This window comes from Lentibacter sp. XHP0401, assembly GCF_025751535.1.
Classification (GTDB): domain Bacteria; phylum Pseudomonadota; class Alphaproteobacteria; order Rhodobacterales; family Rhodobacteraceae; genus Lentibacter.
Window position 1 is genome coordinate 433,916 of record NZ_JAOWLC010000001.1, and the last position, 26,818, is coordinate 460,733.

At 57.3% G+C, this 26,818-nt stretch carries 24 protein-coding genes; 11 read left to right on the plus strand and 13 right to left on the minus strand.

Annotated elements, in window-relative coordinates:
• Positions 1 to 102 precede the first annotated feature (102 nt).
• Both OE750_RS02280 and OE750_RS02285 read right to left on the minus strand, forming a co-directional pair.
• Positions 103 to 930 (minus strand): ferritin-like domain-containing protein, encoded by an 828-nt coding sequence (locus OE750_RS02280; RefSeq protein ID WP_263760916.1) that lies wholly within the window; start codon positions 928 to 930, stop codon positions 103 to 105.
• Positions 923 to 1,396, minus strand: coding sequence for a peroxiredoxin (locus OE750_RS02285; protein WP_263760918.1), 474 nt, complete (start codon positions 1,394 to 1,396; stop codon positions 923 to 925). Before OE750_RS02285 ends, OE750_RS02280 begins: the two co-directional genes overlap by 8 nt.
• Before the next feature lie 158 nt (positions 1,397 to 1,554).
• Here OE750_RS02285 and OE750_RS02290 point away from each other — a divergent pair, with 158 nt between their 5' ends.
• The 6 genes from OE750_RS02290 (at position 1,555) to OE750_RS02315 (ending at position 10,076) form a co-directional block, all read left to right on the plus strand.
• Positions 1,555 to 4,869: an AsmA-like C-terminal region-containing protein gene (locus OE750_RS02290; protein ID WP_263760920.1), complete on the plus strand. Its 3,315-nt coding sequence runs from the start codon at positions 1,555 to 1,557 to the stop codon at positions 4,867 to 4,869.
• A gap of 9 nt (positions 4,870 to 4,878) precedes the next feature.
• Positions 4,879 to 5,940 carry a tRNA preQ1(34) S-adenosylmethionine ribosyltransferase-isomerase QueA gene (gene queA / locus OE750_RS02295; protein WP_263760923.1) on the plus strand — a complete coding sequence of 354 codons (1,062 nt, stop codon included), beginning with the start codon at positions 4,879 to 4,881 and terminating at the stop codon, positions 5,938 to 5,940.
• An 86-nt stretch (positions 5,941 to 6,026) separates the two neighbouring features.
• A complete protein-coding gene (locus tag OE750_RS02300) occupies positions 6,027 to 7,280 on the plus strand; it encodes an MFS transporter (RefSeq protein WP_263760925.1) in 1,254 nt (417 codons plus the stop codon).
• A 95-nt stretch (positions 7,281 to 7,375) separates the two neighbouring features.
• The gene (locus tag OE750_RS02305) at positions 7,376 to 7,960 is read left to right on the plus strand and encodes a DUF924 family protein (protein ID WP_263760928.1); all 585 of its coding nucleotides are present in this window, start codon (positions 7,376 to 7,378) and stop codon (positions 7,958 to 7,960) included.
• A gap of 149 nt (positions 7,961 to 8,109) precedes the next feature.
• Positions 8,110 to 9,504: a dihydrolipoyl dehydrogenase gene (gene lpdA, locus OE750_RS02310; RefSeq protein ID WP_263760930.1), complete on the plus strand. Its 1,395-nt coding sequence runs from the start codon at positions 8,110 to 8,112 to the stop codon at positions 9,502 to 9,504.
• An 11-nt stretch (positions 9,505 to 9,515) separates the two neighbouring features.
• Positions 9,516 to 10,076: a class I SAM-dependent methyltransferase gene (locus tag OE750_RS02315; RefSeq protein ID WP_263760931.1), complete on the plus strand. Its 561-nt coding sequence runs from the start codon at positions 9,516 to 9,518 to the stop codon at positions 10,074 to 10,076.
• Positions 10,077 to 10,165: 89 nt separating this feature from the next.
• Here the strand turns inward: OE750_RS02315 and OE750_RS02320 are convergent, their stop codons facing one another.
• Complete coding sequence (locus OE750_RS02320; protein ID WP_263760933.1) at positions 10,166 to 10,519, minus strand: rhodanese-like domain-containing protein; 354 nt, start codon at positions 10,517 to 10,519, stop codon at positions 10,166 to 10,168.
• Between the two features lie 123 nt (positions 10,520 to 10,642).
• On the opposite strand from OE750_RS02320, the gene OE750_RS02325 reads away from it, so the two are divergent.
• Together OE750_RS02325 and uvrA are read left to right on the plus strand one after the other, a co-directional pair.
• Positions 10,643 to 11,815 carry an MFS transporter gene (locus tag OE750_RS02325; RefSeq protein ID WP_263760935.1) on the plus strand — a complete coding sequence of 391 codons (1,173 nt, stop codon included), beginning with the start codon at positions 10,643 to 10,645 and terminating at the stop codon, positions 11,813 to 11,815.
• Positions 11,816 to 11,931: 116 nt separating this feature from the next.
• Complete coding sequence (uvrA, locus tag OE750_RS02330) at positions 11,932 to 14,790, plus strand: excinuclease ABC subunit UvrA (RefSeq protein WP_263760937.1); 2,859 nt, start codon at positions 11,932 to 11,934, stop codon at positions 14,788 to 14,790.
• Positions 14,791 to 14,833: 43 nt separating this feature from the next.
• Here uvrA and OE750_RS02335 read toward each other — a convergent pair whose 3' ends face one another.
• The 8 genes from OE750_RS02335 to OE750_RS02370 form a co-directional block, all read right to left on the minus strand.
• Positions 14,834 to 15,037 (minus strand): DUF2892 domain-containing protein, encoded by a 204-nt coding sequence (locus OE750_RS02335; RefSeq protein ID WP_263761204.1) that lies wholly within the window; start codon positions 15,035 to 15,037, stop codon positions 14,834 to 14,836.
• Positions 15,038 to 15,252: 215 nt separating this feature from the next.
• The gene (locus tag OE750_RS02340; RefSeq protein WP_263760939.1) at positions 15,253 to 16,917 is read right to left on the minus strand and encodes a glycosyltransferase family 4 protein; all 1,665 of its coding nucleotides are present in this window, start codon (positions 16,915 to 16,917) and stop codon (positions 15,253 to 15,255) included.
• Between the two features lie 134 nt (positions 16,918 to 17,051).
• A complete protein-coding gene (gene mmsB, locus OE750_RS02345; RefSeq protein ID WP_263760941.1) occupies positions 17,052 to 17,924 on the minus strand; it encodes a 3-hydroxyisobutyrate dehydrogenase in 873 nt (290 codons plus the stop codon).
• A gap of 14 nt (positions 17,925 to 17,938) precedes the next feature.
• Positions 17,939 to 18,970, minus strand: coding sequence for an enoyl-CoA hydratase/isomerase family protein (locus OE750_RS02350; RefSeq protein WP_263760943.1), 1,032 nt, complete (start codon positions 18,968 to 18,970; stop codon positions 17,939 to 17,941).
• Positions 18,967 to 20,112 carry an acyl-CoA dehydrogenase family protein gene (locus OE750_RS02355; RefSeq protein WP_263760945.1) on the minus strand — a complete coding sequence of 382 codons (1,146 nt, stop codon included), beginning with the start codon at positions 20,110 to 20,112 and terminating at the stop codon, positions 18,967 to 18,969. Before OE750_RS02355 ends, OE750_RS02350 begins: the two co-directional genes overlap by 4 nt.
• 115 nt (positions 20,113 to 20,227) lie before the next feature.
• Positions 20,228 to 21,361: a carboxylate-amine ligase gene (locus OE750_RS02360; protein WP_263760947.1), complete on the minus strand. Its 1,134-nt coding sequence runs from the start codon at positions 21,359 to 21,361 to the stop codon at positions 20,228 to 20,230.
• 70 nt (positions 21,362 to 21,431) lie between these two features.
• Positions 21,432 to 21,815: a hypothetical protein gene (locus tag OE750_RS02365; RefSeq protein ID WP_263760949.1), complete on the minus strand. Its 384-nt coding sequence runs from the start codon at positions 21,813 to 21,815 to the stop codon at positions 21,432 to 21,434.
• 84 nt (positions 21,816 to 21,899) lie between these two features.
• Complete coding sequence (locus tag OE750_RS02370) at positions 21,900 to 23,399, minus strand: CoA-acylating methylmalonate-semialdehyde dehydrogenase (RefSeq protein ID WP_263760951.1); 1,500 nt, start codon at positions 23,397 to 23,399, stop codon at positions 21,900 to 21,902.
• A gap of 106 nt (positions 23,400 to 23,505) precedes the next feature.
• On the opposite strand from OE750_RS02370, the gene OE750_RS02375 reads away from it, so the two are divergent.
• From OE750_RS02375 to coaD, 3 genes are all read left to right on the plus strand, one after another.
• A complete protein-coding gene (locus OE750_RS02375) occupies positions 23,506 to 24,402 on the plus strand; it encodes a LysR family transcriptional regulator (RefSeq protein WP_263760953.1) in 897 nt (298 codons plus the stop codon).
• Between the two features lie 46 nt (positions 24,403 to 24,448).
• The gene (locus OE750_RS02380; protein ID WP_263760955.1) at positions 24,449 to 24,883 is read left to right on the plus strand and encodes a CBS domain-containing protein; all 435 of its coding nucleotides are present in this window, start codon (positions 24,449 to 24,451) and stop codon (positions 24,881 to 24,883) included.
• A gap of 90 nt (positions 24,884 to 24,973) precedes the next feature.
• Positions 24,974 to 25,471, plus strand: coding sequence for a pantetheine-phosphate adenylyltransferase (gene coaD, locus OE750_RS02385; protein WP_263760958.1), 498 nt, complete (start codon positions 24,974 to 24,976; stop codon positions 25,469 to 25,471).
• 3 nt (positions 25,472 to 25,474) lie between these two features.
• Here coaD and OE750_RS02390 read toward each other — a convergent pair whose 3' ends face one another.
• Together OE750_RS02390 and gap are read right to left on the minus strand one after the other, a co-directional pair.
• Entirely contained in the window at positions 25,475 to 25,618 is a 144-nt protein-coding gene (locus OE750_RS02390) for a hypothetical protein (protein ID WP_263760960.1), read from the minus strand.
• An 84-nt stretch (positions 25,619 to 25,702) separates the two neighbouring features.
• Positions 25,703 to 26,701 carry a type I glyceraldehyde-3-phosphate dehydrogenase gene (gene gap, locus OE750_RS02395; protein WP_263760962.1) on the minus strand — a complete coding sequence of 333 codons (999 nt, stop codon included), beginning with the start codon at positions 26,699 to 26,701 and terminating at the stop codon, positions 25,703 to 25,705.
• Positions 26,702 to 26,818: the final 117 nt, after the last annotated feature.

Sequence of the window (26,818 nt, forward strand, 5' to 3'; positions counted from 1 at the left end):
ACAGTGGCGCAAGTTTTTTGCCCCCCTTTGTTACGTATCACCTTGGTAACATGGTAATTGCGGCGAAATTTTGCCGACCGCCCGCCAGATGTCTTAAGGGCTTCAGCGCACTTTCGCCTGGGTTTCTTCCGCAAGGGGCCAGTAAAAGTCCGGTGGAAGTCCGGCCTCGGCACGTTTTTCCTCGTTGAAGGGTGGTTTCAGGCTGCTGTGGAAATAGTGTTTCACAAGGCGGTGGAATTCGGGTTTCGGATCAATCTCGTGCCGTCCGCAAAGATAGTGAAACCACTTCGAGCCATAGGCGACATGGCCCACTTCCTCCGCATAAATCACTTCAAGCGCTTGCACCACATCATCGGCCTTCGCCTTGCGGAAAATCTCGATCATTCCCGGCGTTACATCGAGCCCGCGCGCCTCAAGCACCATAGGCACAACAGCCAGACGCCCCATGAGGTCGTCCGCCGTGTCCTCGGCCGCGCGCCACATACCCGCATGGGCCGGCAAAGCACCATAATGGCTGCCCATCGCTTCAAGGCAGTCACTTACAAGATTGAAATGTTTGGCTTCTTCGTCACCCGCTTTGACCCAGTCGTCATAAAAACCAAGGGGAAACGGCACATGCGAAAACCGCGCGATAAGATCCCAGTGCAAATCCACTGCGTTCAGCTCGATATGCGCGACCGCATGCAAAAGGGCGGCACGCCCTTGCTCGCTTCCGGGCCTGCGCCGTGGCACATCACGGGGGCTGAGCAATTCGGGCTTTTCGGGGCGCGCAGGGTGCATCGGCGGGGAGGCTGTGCCGATCTCAAGGGGCGTGCCCGCCTCGCGCGCCGCAAACCATGTGGCCGCATGGCGGCGGGCCAGCGCGGTTTTTTTGCGCCCGTCCGCCGTGTTGAGAATCTCAACAGCCATCCCTGCCAGTGTTTCACTCATCCGAAAGCGCCTTCACGGCCTCAAGCACCTCGTCAACATGGCCCGGCACTTTCACTTTGCGCCACGCGCGCACAACCTGACCGTTGGCATCAACCAGAAAGGTCGAGCGCTCGATGCCCATAAAGACCTTGCCATACATCTTCTTTTCTTTCCAAACGCCGTAATCCTCACAAGCGCTGCCATGCTCGTCTGACAAAAGCGGCACACTCAAGTCCTGCTTGGTGCGGAACTTGGCGTGGCTTTCGAGGCTGTCCTTTGAGATGCCGAATACCTTCGCACCTGCGGCTTCAAAGGCCGCCAGATCTGCAGAAAAGCCCTTGGCTTCGGTCGTGCAGCCGGACGTGTTATCGCGAGGGTAGAAAAACAGTACAACGGGGCTGCCCTTCAAGGCGCTCAGGCGCACGGTTTCGCCGGTGTCTCCGGGCAAGTTGAAATCAGGGGCGAAAAATGGCGTATCTTGGGTCATGAATGCTTTACCTCTACCGTCTCGTGGGGTTTCATATTATCGCGTGAACGCACGTGCAAGGCCAGCGCTCTGCCGCTTGCCTGTTTGCTATACGCTCACATGCGCGCACCCGATGAAAGAAATTGCCAGCCGCTGAAGGGCCGGCCCGAAAGCGGACAATGACCACAGAGCCCGAAAGCCAGAAAATCGCGCCAGAGCCAGCCGCGCCTAAAAAGCGCAGAAGCCTGCGCAAGCGTGCGGCCGTTGGCGTGCTCAGCCTTGCGCTTCTGGTGGTTATGCTTGTGGCGGGCTTCATTGGTCTGCTGGCTCTGCGCAGCGAACCGCTTGTCGTGCCCGCATGGGCCGAAGCCCGCATCCTTGAGCAGATCAACCGCAATCTTGCGCCGTATTCTGCCCGTCTCGGCGAAACATCCGTGGTCATCGAAGATGGCTGGGCGCCGCGTGTTCTGCTCAGTGATGCTGAGCTTTTTGATGGTGCAGGGGCGCGTATCGTATCTCTTGAAAGCCTGTCTGTCGGCCTTGCCATGCATCCGCTCACCAGCGGTGCGTTGCACCTGACCGATCTGCGCGTTGCAGGAACACGCCTTGGTGTGCGTCGCGATACCGAGGGTGCGCTCTGGCTCAGCTTCGGCGAAGAGCTGACCCCTTCGGGAGGCGAGGAACAGGGTAAGGGTTTTACCGAAATTATGGCCCTGCTTGATGGCTGGCTGGCGCGCGATGCGTTTTCAAAGTTCCACCGCGTTGATGTCAGTGATGTGACGGTGCGTTATGAAGACGAGCGCGCCGAGCGTACCTGGACAGTCGATGGCGGGCGTGTCGAGCTTTTGCATGAAGACGGTGATCTGAGCGCGCGCGCAGATTTTGCGCTGCTCACAGGCCGCGCTACGGCGGCGGGTGTTGAGCTTGGTTTCGAGCGCCGCGCTGCCGCGCCACTGGCCTTCGTCAATCTCAATCTTACCGATTTCCCCGCCCGCGATCTGGCCACACAATCGGCTGCGCTCTCCTGGCTTGAGGCCCTGCGCGCGCCCATTTCAGGTGCTTTGCGCCTCTCGGTGGACGACAAAGGCGAGCTGGGTCCGCTCAGCGCCACGCTGCAAATCGCCAAGGGCGTGCTTCAACCCAATGATGCCGCGACGCCAGTGCCTTTCACGTCTGCGCGCACCTATCTCACCTATGATCCAAAACGCCGGATCGTCCAGTTTGACGAGATTGATCTCAAAAGCGAGTGGGTCAGTTTGCGCGCGGACGGCCAGCTTGGCCTGGTAATGGAAGAGGGCGGCTGGCCCGAGGCTTTTGTGGGCCAGTTGCGCCTTGGGGCCATTTCCGCCAACCCGACAGAAATATTGCCCGAGCCTGTCAGCTTTGATGGCGGTTTTGTTGACCTGCGCCTCAGCCTTCAGCCCTTCCGCGTCGAGCTGGGCCAGCTTGGCCTGCGCGATGGAGAGACCAACCTTCACATAGAAGGCAGCTTTGAAGCCCTGCCCAAAGGTTGGAGCTATCAGATACAAGCCGCTGCAAAGGCGCTTGAACTCTCCAAAGTACTGGCGCTCTGGCCTGAACAAACCAGCCCCAAAACCCGCCAATGGGTGTCGGAAAATGTACTGGAAGGCCATATCAACGAGGCCCAGTTTGCCTTGCGTGCCGGCCCCGATGTAAAACCCGAACCGCTGATTTCCTTTGGTTACGAGCGCGTGAAACTGCGCTTTCTCAAAACCCTGCCGCCGATCGAAGGCCTCGCAGGTCACGCCAGCATTCTGCGCAAACGCTTTGCGGCACGCGCCACGAGCGGCACAATCGTCGCGCCCGAGGGCGGGCGGCTCAACGTGGCCGGCACCGAGTTTATCATCCCGCGCACGCTACCTGCCCCCGCCAAAGCACGGGTCAATCTGAAGGCCGCAGGCCAGATCACAGCTCTTTTAAGTGTGGTCAGCCAGGAGCCGATCAACGCGCTGCGTGGCACAAACCTGCCTGCTTCTCTGGCCGACGGGCGCGCTGTGGTCGAGGGCACAATCGGCTGGACCATGCAGAAAAATCCACCACCGGAAGCGCTCTCCTATGACATAAGTGCCAAGTTGAGTGATGTGCGCAGCAGCGTTATCGTGCCGGGCCGTGTGCTGGCCAGCCCGGCCCTTGAGGCAAGCGTAACACCCGAAGCCCTTGTGATTTCGGGGGCAGGGCGGCTGGATACCATTCCCGTGTCGGGCAGCTTCCGCGCGCCGCTTGGCAAAGATGCCGCGCCCGCAACCGTTCAGGGCACGGTCGAGCTTTCACCCGAATTCGTGCGTGAATTTCGCCTTGGCTTGCCGACAGGCACAGTTTCGGGGCGCACAAATGCCGACATTGCCCTCACACTGGCCAAAGGGCAGGGGCCAAGCTTCAGCCTCACCTCCGATCTTGCAGGTCTCGGTCTCGCCATTCCGCAGATCGGCTGGAGCCACGGCGCGGGCAACACAGGCAAGCTCAGCGTCACAGGCCGTCTCGGCAATGACATGAAAATAGAGGGCGTGAGCCTGTCGGCCTCGGGGCTCAATGCCAACGGCACCGTGACGCTCTCGCAAGGCCAGTTCCAGAACGCCAGCTTCGATCGGGTCACCATCGGCAACTGGCTCAGCGTGCCGCTAGAAATTGTCAGCCTCGGGCAGGGCCGTTCCCCGCGTCTCGACATCGGCGGTGGCAAACTTGATCTCAGCCAAACCACCCTTGGCGCAGGCGGATCGTCTGGCGGGCAGGGTGGCGGGCCAATCTATGCGCGGCTTGACGAACTGGTCATTTCCTCTGGCATCTCCCTGCGCAGTTTTCGCGGCGAGTTCAGCACGGCAAAGGGCTTTGAGGGCAATTTCTCGGGCAATGTGAACGGCGGTGCGCTCGTGTCAGGGCGCGTTGTGCCGCAAAGCGGGCGCAGCGCGTTCCGGATTACGTCGGAAGATGGCGGGGCGGTGCTTAAATCGGCGGGTCTTTTGAAAAATGCCTCAGGCGGCACATTCGATCTGACAATGGCCCCCGCCAGCGCGCGTGGCAGCTACAATGGCGCGCTCACAATGACATCTGTGCGCCTCAAGGATGCCCCGGCCATGGCCGCACTGCTCAATGCCGCAAGCATCATCGGCCTGCTGGAGCAGCTCGGTGGGCAGGGCATCCTTTTTAACGAAGTTGAATCGCGCTTCCAGCTTACACCCAGCCGCGTCGTGGTCAGCAAAGCCAGCGCTGTGGGCACTTCGATGGGTATCTCGATGGACGGGTATTACAACCTGTCCTCTGGTGCGATGGACATGCAAGGCGTGGTCTCTCCGTTCTTCCTCGTCAATGGTATCGGCGCGATTTTTACCCGAAAAGGCGAAGGCCTCGTCGGCTTCAACTACACCCTGCGCGGCACAGCGTCTGACCCGAAAGTGCAGGTCAACCCGCTTTCGATCTTTACGCCGGGGATGTTTCGCGAGATATTCCGCCGCCCACCGCCTGAAATTAAGCGATAAGCGAGCCTCATGAAACTCTCCGATTTTGATTTCGAGCTGCCCGAAGCTCTCATCGCCACACGCCCCGCGCGTCCGCGCTCGTCCTCGCGCCTTCTGGTGGCCGAGGGGGCCGCGCTTGGCGCGCCGCTGGTTGATGCGCAGGTGTTCGAGCTTTGCCGCTGGCTCAAGGCAGGCGACAGGCTGGTCCTCAACGACACCAGGGTTATTCCCGCCCGTCTCTTTGGTGCGCGTCACCGCACGGGCGAAGCAGGGGCCACAAGCGCCCAGATGGAAGTGACACTCCTCAGCCCTACGGCGGCCGGCACCTGGACAGCTCTCGTGAAGCCTCTCCGCAAGATCCGTGATGGCGAAGAAATAACTTTTGATGCAGGCCTCAAAGCCACGCTCCTCAGCCGCGCCGACGGTCAGGCGGAGCTTCAGTTCAACCTTGAGGGCGATGCGTTTGAAGCCGCGCTCAACGAGGCCGGCGCCATGCCGCTTCCCCCCTATATAGCAGCCAAACGCGCGGCCGATGATCAGGACAAGGAAGACTACCAGACTATCTTCGCACGCCAAACAGGAGCTGTCGCTGCGCCCACAGCCTCGCTGCACTTTGATAAAGCGCTGCTTGCTACGCTTGCGGACGCTGGCATCACCTTCACCCATGTCACGCTGCATGTCGGCGCAGGCACCTTCCTGCCCGTGAAGGTTGAAGATGTCACAACCCACAAGATGCACGCCGAATGGGGCGAAGTCACAGAGCAAGCCGCCGCCGAAATCGCCGCGACAAAGGCCGCAGGCGGGCGCGTCATACCTGTCGGCACAACGGCGCTGCGCCTCATCGAGAGTGCCGCGCGCGACACCGGCCAAATCGCTCCTTGGCAGGGCGAAACCGATATTTTCATCTACCCCGGGTTCAAGTTCAATGTGGCCGACGGCCTCATGACCAACTTTCATCTTCCAAAATCCACGCTGATGATGCTCGTTTCGGCCCTCATGGGTCACGAACGTGTCATGGAAATCTACGATCATGCCCTCAGCGACGAATATCGCTTCTTTTCTTACGGCGATTCATCGCTTCTTTTGCCATAAGGCCGAAACATCTGCATAATGTCGTTTTCAATCCCGACAGAGGTGTGTTTGAAGTCCACGCAGGCCGGAAGGCAAAAGGATAGTTTATGCTACAGGTTCTCTCTTCGTCATGGGCACTGATGCTTGGAATGATGCTCTTGATGGTCGGCAACGGCCTGCAAGGCACGCTTCTTGGTGTGCGTGGTGATATCGAGGGCTTTTCTGCCTTCCAGATGTCAATCGTCATGTCGGCCTATTTCGTAGGCTTCCTCGGCGGTTCGCGCATGGCCCCGACGATGATCCGTCGTGTCGGCCATGTCCGTGTCTTTGCCGCTCTCGGCTCGTTTATTTCTGCCGTTCTCATCCTCTACGCCACATGGACAGACCCTTGGGCCTGGACCTTTATGCGCGTGATCATCGGCTTCTGTTTCTCGGGCGTTTACGTTACCGCCGAAAGCTGGCTCAACAACTCCGCCGATAACCAGAATCGTGGCAAGGCGCTCTCGCTTTACATGATCATGCAGATGGTCGGGATCGTCATTGCCCAGGCGCTGCTTCTGGTGGCCGATCCTGCGGGCTATGTGCTCTTTGTCATCATTTCGGTGCTGGTTTCGATCTCCTTCGCACCCATTCTGCTCTCGGTCAGCCCCACGCCTGCCTTTGAAGCAACCAAGCCCAAGACCCTGCGCCAGATTATGGAAATCTCGCCTCTGGGCTGTGTCGGTATGTTTCTGCTTGGCGGCGTGTTCTCCGCCCAGTTCGGCATGAGCGCGGTTTACGGCACGAAAGTCGGCCTCAGCTTGGGGCAAATCTCTCTCTTCGTGTCGATGTTTTACATTGGTGCCACGCTCATCCAATATCCGCTCGGCTGGCTGTCTGACCGGATGGACCGCCGCCAGCTCATCATGGTTGTCGCCGCGGTTTGCGCCGTGGGTGCGTTGATCGGCCTGCTCTCGAACGGATATTATCCGCTGCTCCTGCTTGCCGCTTTCGTCATCGGCGGGCTGTCCAATCCGCTTTACTCCTTGCTCGTGGCCTACACCAACGACTTTATCGAGGTCGAGGATATGGCCGCCGTCTCGGGCGGGCTTGTGTTCATCAACGGGATGGGGGCTATCTCGGGGCCGCTTCTCACGGGTTGGCTCATGGGCGCATTTGGGGCAGGGGCCTACTTTTTGCTCATAGCCACGTTGCTTGCGGCTCTCGCTGTGTATGCCGCCTACCGTATGACACAGCGCGCAGCCCCCACGGGCGATGACATGAGCAGCTACGCGCCGGTCTCGATGTCGTCCTCTGCATTGGCCGTGGAATATGCGCTCGAAGCGGGGTCGGAAGACGACGAAAGCACGGAAGCGTCATAAAACTGTTAAAAATGTTGCAAAACTTTACTTTCATTTGAACCTTTTGGGGCTAACGTTCACTGTAACGAGGGTCCAAATGGCGAGGAGTTGAGCCCATGAGCACGCAAGTGACACCGGACGAGGTTTTGGCATTCTGGTTGGAGGACGTCGGGCAAGCGGGCTGGTATAACAGCAGCGATGCGCTCGATAGCACAATCCGCACGCGTTTCCAAAGCACGTGGGAGCGTGGCGCAGCCGGCGAGCTGAGCGACTGGTTGATGAGTGCAAACAGCGCTTTGGCCTATGTCATTCTTCTCGACCAGTTCCCGCGCAATATGTTTCGTGGCAAGGGCGAAGCTTTCCAGACCGATAAAAAGGCGCTCTGCGCCGCCAAATGTGCCATCACCAAAGGCTGGGACATGAAGATAGACGAACCTGCGCGCCAGTTTTTCTACCTTCCGCTCATGCATGCCGAAAGCCTGTCGGATCAGGATCGCTGCATCCGCCTGTTGATGGATCACATGCCACAAACCGGCGCGGGCAATTTGCTTCACGCTCGCGCGCATCGCGAAGTGATCCGCGAGTTTGGCCGTTTCCCTTATCGCAACGAGGCTCTGGGGCGCAGCTCAACATCCCATGAGATCGCCTATATGGAAAAAGGCGGCTACGGCGAAACAGTGCGCGCGCTGGAAGCCGCCTGAGCTTTTTTCACGCCTCACAGGTATAGCTGCAAGACGTTTGCACGGGCTATGCTGTGATGATTGCTCCGTGAGTAAAACTGGTTTAACGTCAAACTAATTTTCAAGCGGGGCTTTCCTGCTCGATTCTTGTGACAAAACCGGAGACAGACATGGCAGCCAAATCCTTTGATATGATCGTGGTCGGCGCAGGCCCGGGCGGCTACGTTGCCGCCATCCGCGGCGCACAGCTCGGCCTCAACGTCGCGATTGTCGAGCGCGAGCATATGGGCGGCATCTGTCTCAACTGGGGGTGCATCCCGACAAAAGCTTTGCTGCGCTCCTCCGAGGTTTTTCACCTTATGCACCGCGCCAAAGAGTTTGGCCTCAGTGCCGACAAGATCAGCTATGATCTTGACGCCGTGGTGAAGCGCTCGCGGGGTGTGGCCAGCCAGCTTTCCGGCGGCATTTCTCACCTGATGAAGAAAAACAAGATCACAACTTTCATGGGAGAGGCCACGCTGCCCGCCAAAGGTAAGGTTTCTGTCAAAACCGAGAAAGGCGCAGAAGAGCTCACCGCCAAGCACATCGTCATGGCCACAGGTGCGCGCGCGCGCGAGCTGCCGGGCCTTGAGGCCGATGGTGACCTGGTCTGGACCTATAAACACGCGCTCAACCCGCCACGGATGCCCAAGAAACTGCTGGTCATCGGCTCGGGCGCGATCGGCATCGAGTTTGCCAGCTTCTACAACACCCTTGGCGCTGACACGACTGTGGTTGAAGTCATGGACCGCGTTCTACCCGTCGAAGACGCCGAAATAAGCGCCTTCGCCAAAAAGCAGTTCGTCAAACAGGGCATGAAGATCATGGAAAAAGCCATGGTCAAAAAGCTCGACCGCGGCAAAGGTAAAGTCACGGCTCATATCGAAGCTGGCGGCAAGGTCGAAACGCAGGAGTTTGACACTGTCATCTCAGCCGTCGGCATCGTCGGCAATGTCGAAAACCTCGGCCTCGAAGCGCTCGGCGTGAAGATCGACCGCACCCATGTGACCGTCGATGAGTACTGCCGCACAGGTGTTGAGGGCCTCTATGCCATCGGCGATATCGCAGGCGCGCCCTGGCTCGCCCACAAGGCCTCCCACGAGGGTGTCATGGTGGCCGAGCTGATCGCTGGCCAGAAGCCCCACGCCGTTCGCCCCGAAAGTATCGCTGGCTGCACATACTGCCACCCGCAGGTCGCTTCCGTGGGCTATACCGAGGCCAAGGCCAAAGAGCTTGGTTATGATGTCAAAGTCGGCCGCTTCCCCTTTATCGGCAACGGTAAGGCCATCGCTCTGGGGGAGCCTGAGGGCATGGTCAAAACGGTGTTTGACGCCAAGACAGGCGAACTCTTGGGCGCGCATATGGTGGGCGCGGAAGTCACCGAGCTGATCCAGGGGTATGTCGTTGGCCGCCAGCTTGAAACGACCGAGGAAGACCTCATGCAAACCGTCTTCCCACACCCCACGCTTTCTGAAATGATGCACGAAAGCGTGCTCGATGCTTACGGGCGCGCCATACATTTTTAAGGGCGTGTTCCATGGTCTCTCTCAACCGCGTGGTGATGAACAAATCTTCCGCCGCGTGGTTGAAAGCCCTGCCTCTGGCAGAGATGGAACTGGCTGAAATCTCGGGCCAATGGGGCAAACGCTTGCCCGCTAGAACCTACGAGCGCTACAAATACCCCGAGCATGACATCTGCCTCGGCCCCTTCACTGACAAGAAGGGCCGTGTCCGTCAATTTGATCTGATCCTCGCCAATCAGGTCTGGGAGCACCTCGACCGCCCCTTTACCGCGCTCTGCCATGTCCACGACATGCTGCGCGAGGGCGGCTATTTCTGGGTCGCCGTGCCGTTTTACCTGCCGTTTCACGCCGCGCCGAATGATTGCTCCCGCTGGTCCGCGCGCGGCCTCAAAAACCTGCTCATCGAGGCAGGCTTCCCCGAGGCAAATATCCAGTCAGAACAATGGGGCAACCGCGCCGCGGCACAGCGCAACCTAGAGCCTGACTGGCCGCCCAAATACGACCCTGAGACAGATGATCTCAGCAATGATCCCGCGTTTCCGATCTGCTCATGGGCCTTGGCGCAGAAAGTCTGATCGAGGGTTTTCGGCTGACGCCGACCCGCTGGGGGGCTAGCCCCCCAGACCCCCGGGGATATTTATGGAAAGAGGAAGCCGGTGGAATTTTACCGCTTCAGCGCGCCGCCAGCGGCCTGCCAGTGGACCAATCCGCCAAGGTTATGCACCTCAGAGTAGCCAAGTTTGCGCAGGGTCATAACCCCTTGGGCCGAGCGTGCACCCGTGGCGCAATAAAGCGCAACAGGTTTGTCAACGCTCAGAGCGGTGTTGCAGGTCTTCCCCGCAGGGTCTGCCACACCGCGCAACTGCCCCAAAGGCAGGTTGATTGCGCCCTCCGCACAGCCCGTTGCCTTAAGCTCGCCCGCTTCGCGCACATCAATCAAGGTCATCTCGCCCGTGGCGATCCGTTCCAGAACGATGGCAGGGTCTGTGCGCTTGAACGCGCGCAAAAAGGCAAACATGGGGTTCTCCGTAACAACAGGCTAGGTGTGTCCGCATATTACACACAAATTCCAATAGTGGAATATTAAATTTCGGCCACGTGACACATTGAGCGCACAAGCGCCTTCAGCCTATAAGCAGGGATGAAAACCAATTTCCTCCTTGTTTTCCTGCTTTGGGGTGCGGGCCTCGGCGCTGCGGCTCAATATGCCAAAGTGAGCGTGGTTTTTTCTTATTTGCCAAGTCTTTACCCCTCGGCAGGGGCCTCCATCGGCCTCGCTGTCTCGCTCGTCGGCGCAGTTGGGATCATCCTTGGAGTGGTCGCGGGCGTGCTTGTCTCGCGTTTGGGGTATCGGCGCACTTTGCTGGCCGCGCTTTGGGCGGGGGCCGCGATCTCGGCTTTGCAAGCCCTCGTGCCACCCTTTGCGGCTTTTCTCGCGTTGCGTGTGGCTGAAGGCATGTCGCATCTCGCGCTTGTGGTTGCACTTCCCACGCTCATCGCGCAGGTCAGCGCGCCGCAGCATCGCGGCTTTACCCTTACGCTCTGGGGCACCTTCTTTGGCGTTGCCTTTGCTGTGCTCGCCGCCTTTGGTATGCCACTGGTGGTGCGCTTTGGTGTGCCCGGGCTCTTTGCCGCCCACGCTGCTTATCTTGCTCTCTTCGCGCTCATCCTCGCCCCCGTGCTCAAACCACTGGCCCGCAATGCACCCGCCGCCGTGCCAAGCTTTGCTGATATCCTCGCCAAACACGCTGAAATCTACCGCTCACCATACCTGTCTGCTCCCGCTTTCGGCTGGCTGTTCTATACCTTTTGTTTCGTCGCCGTGCTCACCGTCATTCCGCCCTATATCGACGAAGCTTCGCGAATCCGGGTTATGGCAACTATGCCACTGGCCTCCATCCTGAGTTCGCTCACATTCGGTGTGCTGCTCCTGCGCGTTATGCCCGCAACAAGCGTTACCATTCTCGGCTTCACCCTCGCAGCTCTCACCATGCTCTGGCTCTGGGCCAGCCCCGGTGCGCCCATGGCCTGTATCGCCCTCGCGCTTTGCCTTGGCCTTGTTCAGGGCTCGGGCTTTGCCTCCGTGCCGCAGCTCAATGCCGAGGCCGCCAGCCAGGCCCAAGCCAACGGCGCGATGGCGCAGATGGGCAATCTGGGCAACACCCTCGGCACGCCAATCATGGTCGCCGCCCTCGCAGGCTTCGGCTATGTGGCGCTGCCCGTGCTCATCGGGGGTATGCTTCTGGCGGGGGCAGGGGCGCACCTTCTGCTTGCCGCGCGCCGCCGCAGCGCCGGTTTTTCATCCAACGGGTAGAAATCCGCGTAAAGACAATGGCCGTCTTTCGCCGTGTTCCCTCATTGTTCTCATTTTTCGGTTGGAAGTTAGTTGGAAGTTAACTACATCTACCCCGAGAAACCTCGGGGGCGAGAATGGCCGAACTCAAATACATCGAAGTGCGCGGCGCGCGCGAGCACAACCTCAAGTCGATTGATGTCGATATCCCGCGCGACCAGCTGGTGGTGATCACGGGCCTCTCTGGCTCGGGCAAATCCTCGCTTGCGTTTGATACAATCTACGCCGAAGGCCAGCGCCGCTATGTCGAAAGCCTTTCGGCCTATGCCCGCCAGTTCCTCGACATGATGGAAAAGCCCGATGTCGACCACATCAGCGGCCTCTCTCCCGCGATTTCCATCGAGCAAAAAACCACTTCCAAAAACCCTCGTTCCACTGTTGGCACGGTCACCGAGATTTACGATTACCTGCGCCTTTTGTTCGCCCGCGCCGGCACGCCTTACTCGCCCGCCACAGGCCTGCCCATCGAGGCGCAGCAGGTGCAGGATATGGTCGATCGTATCATGGCCATGGAAGAGGGCACCCGCGGCTACCTCCTCGCGCCAATCATCCGTGACCGCAAAGGCGAATACCGCAAGGAATTCCTCGAGCTGCGCAAGCAGGGCTTCCAGCGAGTGAAGGTTGATGGCAGCTTTTACGAACTCGACGAACCACCCACGCTGGATAAGAAATTCCGCCATGACATCGACGTGGTTGTGGACCGTATCGTCATCCGCGAAGGCATGGAAACCCGCCTCGCTGACAGCTTGCGCACCGCGCTCGACCTTGCCGATGGCATCGCCATTCTGGAAACCGCGCCCACCGAAGGCGACCCCGAGCGCCACACCTTCTCCGAAAAGTTCGCATGCCCGGTCTCCGGTTTCACCATCCCCGAGATCGAGCCACGGCTGTTTTCCTTCAACGCGCCTTTCGGAGCCTGCCCTGAGTGTGACGGCCTCGGGGTTGAACTTTTCTTTGACGAAAATCTTGTCGTTCCCGACAGCACTCTCAAAATTTACGACGGCGCGCTCGCCCCGTGGCGCAAAGGCAAGTCGCCCTATTTCCTCCAGACCATCGAGGCCATCGCCAAGCACTACGAGTTTGACAAAAACACCCGCTGGAAAGACTTGCCCGCCCACGTGCAGCAGGTTTTCCTCTATGGCTCCGGTGATGAGGAAATCGCCTTCCGCTACGATGAAGGTGGCCGCGTTTATCAGGTTTCCCGCGTGTTTGAAGGCGTCATCCCCAACATGGAGCGCCGCTACCGCGAGACCGACAGCAACTGGATCCGCGAAGAATTCGAGCGCTACCAAAACAACCGCCCCTGCGGTGCTTGCGGCGGCTACCGGCTGCGCGAAGAGGCGCTCGCCGTCAAAATAGCAGGCGAGCACGCAGGGCAAGTGGTGCAAAAATCCATCCGAGAAGCGCTCGACTGGGTGCAATCGGTCCCTGAAAACCTGACAGCCCAGAAAAACGAAATCGCCCGTGCGATCCTCAAGGAAATCGGTGAGCGCTTGGGGTTTCTCAACAACGTGGGCCTCGAGTATCTCTCGCTGTCGCGCAACTCAGGCACGCTGAGCGGCGGCGAAAGCCAGCGCATTCGCCTTGCCTCCCAGATCGGCTCGGGCCTGCAAGGCGTGCTTTATGTGCTCGACGAGCCATCTATTGGTCTGCACCAGCGCGACAATGGCCGCCTGCTGACCACGCTGAAAAACCTGCGCGACGCGGGCAACACCGTGATCGTTGTGGAACACGACGAAGAGGCGATCCGTGAGGCGGACTACGTCTTTGATATAGGCCCGGGCGCGGGCGTTCACGGCGGGCAAGTGGTGAGTCACGGCACGCCCGAGCATGTCACCAACGACCCCGCCAGCCTCACGGGCCAATACCTCTCCGGCGCGCGCAAAATCGCCATTCCGGCCAAGCGGCGCAAAGGCAATGGTAAGAAAATCAAGGTGGTCAAAGCCACGGGCAACAACCTCAAGAACGTCACAGCCGAGTTCCCGCTGGCCAAGTTTGTCTGCGTCACAGGCGTCTCTGGTGGCGGCAAATCGACCCTCACAATCGAAACCCTGTTCAAAACCGCCTCGATGCGCCTCAACGGTGCACGCCAGACGCCTGCACCTTGCGAAACCATCAAGGGCCTTGAGAATCTGGACAAGGTTATCGACATCGATCAGCGCCCCATCGGCCGCACGCCGCGCAGTAACCCCGCCACTTATACGGGCGCATTTACGCCCATCCGCGACTGGTTTGCAGGCCTCCCTGAGGCCAAGACCCGTGGCTACAAGCCGGGGCGCTTCTCCTTCAACGTGAAGGGCGGGCGCTGCGAAGCCTGCCAAGGCGACGGCGTCATCAAGATTGAAATGCACTTCTTGCCCGATGTCTACGTGGAGTGTGAAACCTGTAAAGGTGCGCGCTACAACCGCGAAACCCTTGAAGTCAAATTCAAGGGCAAATCCATCGCCGATGTGCTCGATATGAACGTGGAAGAGGCGCAGGAGTTTTTCAAGGCCGTGCCAAGCATCCGCGAGAAAATGGATGCGCTCATGCGTGTGGGCCTTGGCTACATCAAGGTTGGCCAGCAAGCGACAACGCTTTCAGGCGGCGAGGCGCAGCGCGTCAAGCTCTCCAAAGAGCTCGCCAAACGCTCCACGGGCCGCACGCTTTATATTCTGGATGAACCCACAACCGGCCTGCACTTTGAAGATGTGCGCAAGCTTCTTGAAGTGCTGCAAGAGCTGGTCGATGGCGGCAACACCGTGATCGTGATCGAGCACAACCTCGACGTGGTCAAAACCGCCGACTGGATCATCGACATCGGCCCAGAAGGCGGTGACGGCGGTGGCGAGATCGTGGCATGTGGCACGCCTGAAGATGTTGCCGGCGAGCCGCGCAGCCATACAGGGCACTACCTCAAGGATATGCTGAAGCCCAAGCGCGCTGCGGCGGAGTAAGAACCGGAATGAAAAAGGGCGGCTTGGAAGCCGCCCCGTTTTGTTATTTCTTCATCGGGCAGGTGTTAAACCCGAAGACTTTGTAAAGCGCACAGGAGCCCATGAGGCCGGTCGCAAGCGGGATAATCCCGATCAGGTAAAGCCAGTTGTAGCCGTTTGCCGAATTGAGGAAGAACCCCAAAATCAGAGCTGCGCCGATGACGATGCGAAGGATGCGGTCGATGCCGCCAACATTCTTGGTCATGATGACCTCCAAATTAATATTCCACTATTCTTATATGTAAGGGAAATACATCTCTTGTGGAAGAGGGCATGATGCGGCAAATAAGCGAACTCCTTTTCACGAGCGTACGCTGCATTAACTAATTTTCTGTTACCAAAAAACTGAGTCAGCCGGTGCATGCATGGTGCACGGGTTGTGTACGCTTATCACCCCTCTGGAATCAGCAGGGTTTTGCTGCGTTAACCTAACCGCGCGATGTATCCGTATTTCAACAACCAGGCATAGCAACGCTCGACGGTCATCGGGTTGAAAGACAGCATTCTGGCCACATCGGTGGCCACCACACCGCGTTTGTCCGCTGCCGTAACGGAATCGAGAACAAGTCGTAAAGTTTCAATTTTTTCAAAGGGTTGCTTCAAATTGTTATACTTACGCAGAGTGAAAATCTCTTCCAGATCCGGTGTGCGCCCCGTGGCGACACAAGCCGCAATCCCGCGAGGCAGGGTCTCGCTGGGATAGCCCGCAAAAAGCTTCATCGGCGAAGGTGCGGTTGGATTGTCGTGTAAATGGCGCTTGTCGGCGGTCTCGGCTGCCATGCTTCGAATAGATGATAGTTCTCCCCAAAGCTCTTGATATTGCGGGATAATAACCTTCCATGAGAAGAACTCGTTCACCCGTTTCAGACCTGCTTTTCCCATCGCTTTCCGCTTCGCAGGATCTGACGCCAAGGTCACAATCGCTTCGGTTAAGGCGGGCAAGTCAACCTCGGTCATGGCACTGATATTGCTGCCATATTGCGCATAGGAGAGCCGTTTTGCGTGATAGCCCCAAGCATCAATCGCCCCATGCCCTGCGGGCAGGCTGCGTGTGGGCACACGAATACCCACATCCTCACTTACAGTGTCGCGCATCCCGTCCCAATCGGTGGTGATCTGGGGCAGGCCGGCGGCCATCGCCTCAAGGGGGGCAAGACCAAAAGTTTCCTGAATATTATCAATAGGAAAAGTGAAGATATCGGCACCAGACAAGGCCTCGGTGCGGGCCTCTTTGCTGGCCCCGTCAAGGTGCGTGTAGCTCACGCTCGGCATGAGCTTTGCCGCACCCGTTTCAAAGATTTCGCGCGAGTGTTTGTCCGAGTAAATCCCGCAGGCGATAAAGTGCAGTTTCAGGCCTTTGGGCAGTTTGGCGCTGGCATCTTCTATGGCCAGAAAGAGCGGATACGGGTCAAATTTTCCGTAAGGTGTTAGGCGCGAAAGGGTAGATATAACAATATCTTTTGATGTAAAGTTCATGCGCTGCCTGAACTTTTCTCGCGCCGCTGGCTGGTGGGCATAATCCTCAGGTGTCACCCCCAACGGAATCACAGGCATTATCGGCCGCGCCGGGACAGAGCCAAACCGCTCTCGCAGGTAATCATCCACCATATCCTGCTGGGCCTCCTGGCTCGCCAACACAGCCCGAGACGTACAAATCACCGCATCCCAAGGCATCTGCGGCCCCAGACGCAGATCAACCGCGCCTTGCATGACGGCAGAGGTGGCCGTTGTGTGAGTGATCCCGCAGATGGAATATGTTGTGTTTCCAAGGCTTTGCCGCCGCCACAGCTCGGTGGTGAAGTTAGGTGCGGGGTAGTAAAGCACATCACAGGGGGCGATCTTGCGGGCATTGAAAAATACAGATCCCCGAACGGGTTTTGATACCCCGAAAGCCTGCATTTGTGCTTCAAAGGCCTTCGCTCCCCGCGGGGTTTCGCTAAGGCTGACAAACTCATCAACTGCTGCGTGTTCGGCGAAGCCCTTGAGAAAAGAAGCCCCGGCCACACGCCGCCCGTTTATACCCTTGTTCTCAGGGTCATAGCCGTCACTGGCATACCAGATAGCGGCATTATGTTTGGGCGTGCTCATTGTGTTTGCTCGTTTTGGTGTTTTTCAAAACACTAGCCCGCAGCCCGGGAAAACCAAAGCGCTGATTGCGCCGGTTTCCCCGCGCCGCTTGTTAACGCGACCGTAACCTCTTTGCTTCAAGCTCGGTTCAGATCTTAACCGCGCCCACGTTTTTCAAATCGTGGCAACATCGCAGAGAAATCCATGCCGCGCCCGTCTTCCTGTTCTACAAATTGTTCATAGAGCGCAGTTGCGGCTTGGCCCAATGGGGTGTCTGCATCCGCCGAATCTGCCGCCTGTTGTGAGAGGCGCAGGTCTTTAAGCATGAGTTCCGCTGCAAAGCCGGGTTTGTATGCGTTGTCCGCGGGGCTCTGGGGGCCAACACCCGGGGCAGGGCAATAAGCGTTCATCGTCCAAGAGTATCCCGAGGAGGTGCTAACGACATCAAACATCTTCTGACGGTCAAGCCCGAGCTTGTCGGCCAGCGCAAAGGCTTCGCAGGTGGCTATCATAGTGACACCAAGGATCATGTTGTTGCAGATCTTGGCTGCCTGTCCTGCACCCGCTTCACCGCAGTGCACAGCCTTCTGGCCCATAATGTCAAAGAGTGGGGCTGCTTTAGAAAATGCCGCCTCCGAGCCGCCCGCCATAAAGGTGAGCGTGCCAGCCATGGCACCGCCAACGCCGCCGGAAACGGGCGCATCAACGAAGTGAACACCTGTCGCCTCAGCACCTTCAGCCACCGCTCGCGCACTGTCCACATCAACGGTCGAGCAGTCCACTAGGGTCGCACCTTTGTCCATCACTGGGATCACATCTGCCGCAACAGCGCGCAAAATCGCGCCATTGGGCAACATGGTGATTACAATATCCTGCCCCATGGCCGCCTCAGCCGCGCTCGCTGAGATGGTGACGCCTTCAACGACCACATCGGCCATGTCAAATCCGGTGACACTATGGCCCGCTTTTGCAAGGTTGGCAGCCATGGGTGCGCCCATATTGCCAAGTCCGATAAATCCGATTTTCATGAGAACGGTCTCCTTTATGGGAATGTCAGTTCGAGTCGGCCGAGAGGGGCCAACATGGCTTCTGCGACACTCGGGTCAATTTGCGCGGTAGAATGTTTCCAGCGCGGTGTGCGGTCTTTGTCGATAATGGCTGCGCGAATGCCTTCAAGGAAGTCGCCGTATTCCATGGCCCGCGCGGTGAAGCGATACTCCAAAGCGAGTGCTTCCCGAACATCAGTGCAGCCTCTGAGGCGCTTCATTATGAGCAGGGTAGCGGCCATGGAAAGTGGCGACGCACGGTTCACCGATTTCAGCGCAGCGGCGGCAAAGGCTGACGTATCAGCTTGTAAGACTTCCAGAATGGCCGACAGATTTGTCTGCGCGAAAGCGGCGTCAATTATGGTTTGGTTCGGCTCCAAATGGCCCTCTGGCGCAGTGCTGCTGGCAGCAGTGAGCACTTCCAAATCTGCGCCATTCCAAAGGTCTTCTATAAGCTTTGTCCACTTGGCTTCAGGGATGTAAAGGTCGGCAAAGCCCGCATAAATTGCGTCAGCTGCAACCATCCGCGCGCCAGTGAGGCCGAGGTATGCACCACAGGCCCCCGGTGCATTGGCAAGGATCATCGAGCCGCCTACATCCGGCACAAGTCCGATGCCGCACTCGGGCATCGCCACTTGTGAGCTTTCCCCCACAACACGGTGAGAGCCATGGCAGCCAACCCCCATGCCGCCCCCCATCGTAAAGCCTTGCAGGAAGGAAACGACAGGTTTGGGATAATCGTGCAACGCGGCGTTCATCCGGTATTCATCACGCCAGAAGGTTTGGCCAAAGGCAAAGTCACCGCGCTTTCCCGTCTCGTAAAGCTCTGCAATATCACCGCCGGCCGAGAAGGCTTTTTCACCCTCTGCGTCGATGATTACAAGCTTCACTGCAGTGTCATCCTGCCAGCTTTCAAGGGCCGCGTGAATGGCAGTAACCATCTGATATGTAACTGCATTCAGCGCTTTCGGACGGGTGAGTGTAATTCGTCCAGCGCAGCCCTCAACCCTGATGAATATGTCGCTCATGATACATCTGCAATCATCTGGCGCGAGATGATCATGCGCATGATTTCGTTGGTTCCTTCAAGAATTTGATGAACCCGCAAATCACGCACGATTTTCTCAATGCCATAGTCGGCCAAGTAGCCGTAGCCGCCGTGCAACTGAAGGCAGCCGTTGGCGACATCAAAGGCCGCGTCGGTCACCATCAGCTTGGCCATCGCGCAAAATTTGCTCGCATCTGGCGCACCGTTGTCAAGTTTCCATGCGGCTTGGCGCAAGAAGGTGCGAGAGGCTTGCAATTTGGTTTCAAACTCGGCCAGACGGAACTGAAGCGCCTGAAACTGGTTGATGGGCTTGCCGAAAGCCTTGCGCTCACTCATGTATTGCATCGTGAGGTCGAGCGCGTTTTGGGCTCCGCCCAAAGCTGAGGCAGCTATGTTAAGGCGCCCGCCATCAAGCCCCGCCATGGCATAGGAAAAGCCGCGGCCTTCCTCGCCGATCAGGTTGTCATGTGGCACTGTGCAATCGTCAAATTGAACCTGGGCTGTGGGCTGCGCACGCCAGCCCATCTTGTCTTCAAGCGCACCAAAGCTAAGGCCTGCCGCGCCATCTTCCACCACAACGGTCGAAATGCCTTTGGGCCCGTCTACGCCGGTACGAACCATTGTGACATAAGCATCGGAGTAGCCTCCGCCCGAGATAAAAGCCTTTGTTCCATTGAGTTTATAGCCCTCGTTGGTTCTTTCCGCACGGGTTTTCAGCGCGGCGGCATCAGAGCCTGAACCTGGCTCTGTGAGGCAATAGGAGAAGATTTTTTCCATAGAGCATAGGGCGGGTAGCCATTTGGCTTTTGTTTCCTGAGAGCCGAACTTGTCGATCATTCCGCCGCACATATTATGGATCGATAGGAACGAGCCCACAGCGGGGCAAGCCATTGCCAGCGCTTCAAACACCAGTGTTGCATCAAGCCGTGACAGGCCGGAGCCGCCGCTTTCCTCGCTGACATAAAGCCCGCCAAAGCCCAGCTCGGCCAGTTTGGGCCAAAGCTCCTTCGGAATCGTTTCGGCCTTTTCCCACTCCTGCGCAAAGGGTGCGATATGCTCTGCGCCAAAGCTCTTAGCCATATCGAAAATCAGCGTTTGCTCTTCACTCAAAGCAAAGTTCATGGCGGTATCCTCCCAGATGTCAGTTGTGCGTGCGAATTGAACATATGTTTAATTCGCAAATCTTACAGGAGTTTTGCAGGGCTTCAAGCCGTCAAGGCAGCTACAATTCTTTAGCCTATAATCCTGCGTGAAACTCGTCGATGAGATACGTTACAACCGAGCCTAAGGCGGCGTCTTTGTCCTGACCTGCCGCGCGGGCCTCTTTGTAAACTTGGCGTTGTAAGTCTGCTGCGTTGCCCTTTGCCGCAATCTCTCTGGCGTGTTCAACTTCTTGGCGGCAACCGAGAATACCAGCGTCCTCTTCGACCAGTGTGATAAGTTCTTCGACAAGCTCATTGAAAGGAACAATCTCTCGCGCACCGAGGTCGATCAGCCCTTCACTTACTCCGTAGCGCTGTGCACGCCAGCGGTTTTCTGAAATGAGAAAGTTGTCATAAATACGCCAGCGCTGGTTTTTCATCGCAAGCCGCCAGAGCATCCGGGTGAGGGATTGGATCAGCGCAGCCAGTGTCAGAGCGGTTTCCATGCGCGGGGAGACATCACAGATGCGGCTTTCGATCGTTGGAAAGCGCGAGGAGGGCCGTAGATCCCACCAGACCTTGGAGCTGTCTTCTATCACCCCAAGCTCGACGAGGACTTCAATAGAGCGGTCGAACTCATCCCAACTTTCCATGCGCGGCGGTAGGCCCGTGCGCGGGAGGTTGTCAAACACGGACAAGCGGTAACAGCTGAGGCCAGTGTCGTGCCCTTGCCAGAAGGGGGATGAACAGCTTAAAGCCAGCAGGTGCGGCAGGAAGTATTTGAGTTGGTTGACCAGATCAATACGCATGGATTTTTCGGGGATCCCGACATGGACATGACAGCCGCAAATGAGCAACCTCTGGACCACACCGGCAAGATCATCGTGTAACTCGTTGTAGCGCTCTTTCGGGGTGTGGTGCTGATCGCGCCAGTCGGAAAACGGGTGGCAGGAGGCCGCTATCGGGGCAAGGCCGTGCTCACCTGCAATGCGGGCGACTGTGCTGCGCAACCGTTTCAGGTCTTCGCGAGCCTCACCAACATTGGCGCAAACCTTGGTTCCGATCTCGACCTGACATTCCAGAAACTCGGGGCTGAACTGGCCCTCAAGGGCATCAGCGCAAGCTTGCATCATCTTTTCCGGCGCACGGGCCAGCGCCAGACTTTCGCGATCGACAAGCAGGTATTCTTCTTCAATACCGATTGTAAAATCTGGTTCGGTACGTGACATGGCGTGTCCTTTTGTGACAAAGGTTCCGCCGATTTCAACAGCAATTCCGTTTTAGCGCAAGCCTTTGGGCTTAGCTTTGCTCAACCCAAGTCTTAGCATCCTGTATTGTTTCAAATATTGCGGCTCTGGCCCAATTCGACTGTTCGGTCAGGTTTTCAAAAATACGGCTCATGCCGAAGGAAACCTCATTTGAGACTACAAGCGCAACTCGCATGGGCACCCCAGCCTCTGCATAGCGGCGGCCATACATTGCAAAAAGCGAGAAGACTTCGCTAAAGCCAACTTCGCTTGTATCGACGTCTCTGAGGTCGGCAATATGTGGACGGGGTAAGGAAAAGTCAGGGTCGGCCTGATAGCTCTCGAACATAGTCGAGATATCAGAAAGGGTCACAACTCCAGTGTACAGAGCTACAACAACGTTAGGCTTTTCGAGTATTTGGTAGCTTACTGGCATAGGCCTAGCAATTCCCGGACGGCTAATGTGAAAAACGGCCCCCGCTAGGCGGGAGCCGCTTCTACCATGGCGATAAATATAATTTTAGTCCATAGGCTTGAAGTTGAATTCGCCACCATTTTTGATGCCTGAGGGCCAACGTGACGTGACGGTTTTGGTGCGTGTGTAGAACTTGAACGCATCAGGACCGTGCTGGTTCAAATCGCCGAAGACAGATTTTTTCCAGCCGCCGAATGTGTGGTAGGCAAGTGGCACAGGGATTGGCACGTTAATGCCGATCATGCCAACATTGATACGGTTGGCGAAGTCGCGTGCGGCATCACCGTCGCGGGTGAAAATTGCGGTTCCGTTGCCATACTCGTGGTCCATCGCAAGCTTGAGAGCTTCTTCATACGAGCCTGCGCGCACAGTGCTGAGCACGGGGCCGAAGATCTCTTTTTTGTAGATGTCCATGTCAGGTGTAACCCTGTCAAAGAGATGCGGACCAACAAAGAAACCGTCTTCATACCCCTGAAGCGAAAAGTCACGACCATCGACAACAAGTTCGGCACCTTGATCAACGCCCGATTGAACAAGCTTGAGGATGTTTTCCTTCGCAGCTGAGGTCACAACGGGGCCATAGTCGACATCATCACCCGAGGTGTATGGCCCGACTTTGAGCTTTTCAATGCGCGGAACGAGCTTTTCAATGAGCTTGTCTGCTGTTTCTTCACCCACGGGAACAGCGACAGAGATCGCCATGCAGCGTTCGCCTGCTGCGCCGAAACCCGCACCGATGAGGGCGTCTGCGGCTTGGTCAAGGTCGGCGTCAGGCATAATGATCATGTGGTTCTTCGCACCACCAAAGCACTGCACGCGCTTGCCCTGTGAACAGCCGGTGCCGTAGATATATTCGGCAATCGGCGTTGAGCCAACAAAACCGACAGACTGGATTGTCTCGTCATAGAGGATCGCGTCAACAGCCTCTTTATCGCCGTTCACCACTTGCAGAATACCTTTTGGAAGGCCTGCTTCTTCCATGAGTTCGGCCAGCATGAGCGGAACCGACGGGTCGCGCTCGCTAGGCTTAAGGATAAAGGCATTGCCGCAAGCGAGGGCCGGGCCGAACATCCACATCGGGATCATGGCGGGGAAGTTGAACGGGGTGATGCCGGCTGTCACGCCGAGAGCCTGACGCATGGAATACATATCGATGCCGGGGCCTGCGCCATCGGTGTAGTCGCCCTTGAGCAACTCTGGAGCGCCGATGCAATACTCGATAACTTCGAGGCCGCGCTGCACATCGCCTTTGGCATCAGGGAATGTTTTGCCGTGCTCGCGGCTCAGCGCTTCGGCGAGTTTGTCCATATCGCGGTTGAGCAGATCGACATATTTCATCATCACGCGCGCGCGGCGCTGTGGGTTGGTCGCCGCCCATGCGGGCTGGGCTGCAGCGGCGATGGCTACGGCCTTTGCCATCTCTTCTTTAGAGGCTAGCGGCACCTTGGCCTGCACTTCGCCTGTGGCGGGATTGAAAACGTCAGCAAAACGGCCAGACGTGCCTTTGACATGTTCGCCGCCGATGTAATGGGTAAGTTCTTGCATTTGATCCTCCAAGCAAATTTGAAAGTATAATAGCCTTGCGTTTATGCGGTGAAAAGAGGCAGGTTCTCACGGCATGTTTTGCGTTTTTGCAAAATAGGAGGGCAGGATGACCCCGAATTGGGACGATATGAAAAACTTTCTCGCCGTGGCGCGTGCCGAAACCCTTTCAGGGGCCGCCGCGTTGCTGAGGGCTGATCCTGCAACGGTCGGCCGTAGGGTGTCGCGATTGGAAGGGGCTTTGGGCGAGGTGCTTTTCACCAAATCTCCGCAGGGTTACATGTTGACGCCACAGGGCCAGAAGCTGCTTCCTCATGCGGTTCGGCTGGAGCAGGCCATGCTCGACGCGCGCGATGCCTTGGACGGGCAGGGGGCTGAGCTTTCTGGACAAATCAGGCTTGGGGCGCCCGATGGTTGCGCCAATTTCCTTTTGCCGCAAGTCTGCGCGGCAATCACAGCCCAAAACCCTGATCTAGATATTCAGATTGTGGCGTTGCCGCGTATTTTTAACCTTTCGAAGCGCGAAGCAGATATGGCCATTACAGTGAGCCGGCCCGAAGCGGGGCGGCTTGTCGTGCAAAAACTTGCAGATTATAAACTACACCTCGCGGCTTCTGAAGGATATCTCTCTAGTCATCCGCCAATTTCTGACATGGCTGCGCTTGGAGGGCACCGGATTGTTGGCTACATCCCCGATATGATCTTTGACAAAGAACTTGATTATATGAGCGGCACGCCTTTTGAGCGGGTGGCGCTGGCGTCCAATTCGGCCTCTGTGCAACTGAACATTTTGCGGCAGAGCGGCGGTGTCGGTGTGGTGCATGACTTTGCGCTGCCAGCAGCGCCCAATTTGCGAAAGGTGTTGGCCGATAGTTTTAGCCTTAAACGCAGCTTTTACCTTATCCGTCATGAGGATGACCGTCGCGTTGCACGCCTGACGCGATTTGCTGAAGCGCTCAGTGAGGGGGTGCGCCGTGAAGTTGCGAAGCTTGAAGCGCTCGCTTGACAGAATAGCCCGCGCTGGCGCAACTTAAAAGAAAAGGAGATTGCCTATGCACGTGCACCAGATCCTGAAGTCCAAAGGCGATGGCCCCGTGATCACCATCACGTCTAAAACTTCGATTGCCGAGGCCGCCAATGTTCTGGCCGAACGTCGTATTGGTGGCTTGATTGTGTCGAGTGACGGAACTCAGGTTGAAGGCATTCTCTCGGAACGTGATATCGTGCGCTCACTTGCGCTGCGCGGTGCCGTCTGTCTTGAAGAGACAGTGGGTGATCTTATGACGCGCAATCCGGTTTGCTGCAGCAAGGATGACACCGCCGATTCAGTGCTCCAAAAAATGACAAACGGCCGCTTCCGCCACATGCCTGTCACAGAAGACGGTGCGCTTGTCGGAATCATCACCATTGGCGATGCTGTGAAAGCGCGACTCGAAGAATTGGCGATGGAAGCCGAAGCCCTTCAGGGCATGATTATGGGGCACTGATAGCCGGTTTTGAACGGTGGGGTTGTCATTTCTGCCCGAATCCTGCATTGCAGCGTAATTATATTTCGCAGCCATACCCGCGAGGCTCATATGCGCATCGGTCTTTATCCTGGGACGTTTGATCCCGTCACCTTGGGACATCTTGATATCATCAAACGCGGAGCTGCATTGGTGGACCGTCTCGTGATTGGCGTAGCAATCAATAGAGACAAGGGCCCACTTTTCGACCTTGAAGAGCGCGTTGAGATGATTGAGGCGGAATGTGCTTCTCTGTCTTGCGAAACGGGCGCCGAAATTGTCGTGCACCCGTTCGAGAACCTGCTGATTGATTGCGCAAAGGATGTCGGCGCGCAGATAATCGTGCGCGGTCTGCGCGCTGTTGCGGACTTTGAGTATGAATATCAAATGGTCGGGATGAACCGTTCGCTCGATGATTCTGTTGAGACAGTGTTTCTAATGGCCGAGGCGCGCCATCAGGCGATTGCTTCCAAACTCGTGAAAGAGATTGCGCGGTTAGATGGAGACATCTCGAAGTTCGTTACTCCGCTGGTGCGGGAGCGTGTTTTGGCGCGCTTGGGTAAAACCTGAAGCTCAGCGCCAGAAGGCCAGCCATTCAATAAGCTCTGCCATTTTGCGCAGCAGGAAGATTGTGCCATTCCAATCATAAAAGAACTTGTCCAGACACAAGAGCGAGACAATCAACAGCCCCAAGCCGATCGCGATCTGTGTGTTCATGCTGTGTCTTTCTTACCCGAACAAAAAAAGCTCCCGCGAGATATGCCTCACGGGAGCGTATTTCGCAAGAAACCAAAGTAGTGTTTAGATACGGCCCATCATGACGGCGACGTCAGCCATGCGGCAGCTAAAGCCCCATTCGTTGTCATACCAAGCCAGAACGCGCACAAGGCGCCCTCCCACGACTTTGGTTTGAGCGGGAGCAAAAATCGAACTTTCTTCCGTGTGATTGAAATCAATCGAAACGAGCGGTGCTTCTTCATAACCAAGCACACCCTTCATGGCGCCGTTGGCGGCTTCGCGAACGATCTCGTTGATGTCGGCGACAGTCACATCCTTGCTAGCTGTAAACGTCAGATCAACGGCGCTTACATTGGGGGTTGGTACCCGGATGGCTGAACCATCGAGCTTGCCTGCAAGTTCGGGCAAGACTTCTCCAAGTGCTTTTGCCGCGCCTGTTGATGTCGGAATCATGCTCATCGCCGCGGCGCGGGCGCGATAGAGGTCGCTGTGGCGGCGGTCAAGCGTGGGCTGATCCCCTGTGTATGCGTGGATCGTGGTCATGATCCCGCTTTCAATGCCCACCGCATCGTTGAGCACTTTGGCAACTGGTGCGAGGCAGTTGGTTGTGCATGAGCCGTTTGAAATCATGGTGTGAGAAGCTTGAAGGGCATCATTGTTCACGCCGTACACAATCGTTTGGTCTACGTTTTTGCCAGGTGCTGAAAGCAGAACTTTCTTTGCACCGCGCTCAAGATGTGCCTTGGCTTTCTCGCCATCGTTAAAATTGCCTGTGCATTCAAGCACCACATCAACACCGGACCAGTCGAGCTCTTCCATGTTATAGGTAGAGAACATCTGCATCTCGCCAGCACCGAGGTCCATCATCTGGTCGCCGATCTTGACATCTTTGGGAAAGCGGCCATGAACGCTGTCGTATTTGATAAGATGAGCCGCGGTTTCAAGCGGGCCGGTTGCGTTGACTTTAACGACTTTGATATCGTCGCGTCCTGAAGCTGCAATGTGCGAAAGCGTACAGCGCCCGATGCGGCCAAAGCCGTTGATCCCCACGGTGATGGTCATAGTCTCTCTCCTTGCGCGACAATGTCTTGCCAATGTCTTAGCTGGGCTGGCGCAAGGCTGAAAGGGGGATGCCGCGCAAATTACGCATCTGTTAGCGTTAAACTTTCACATGAAAGG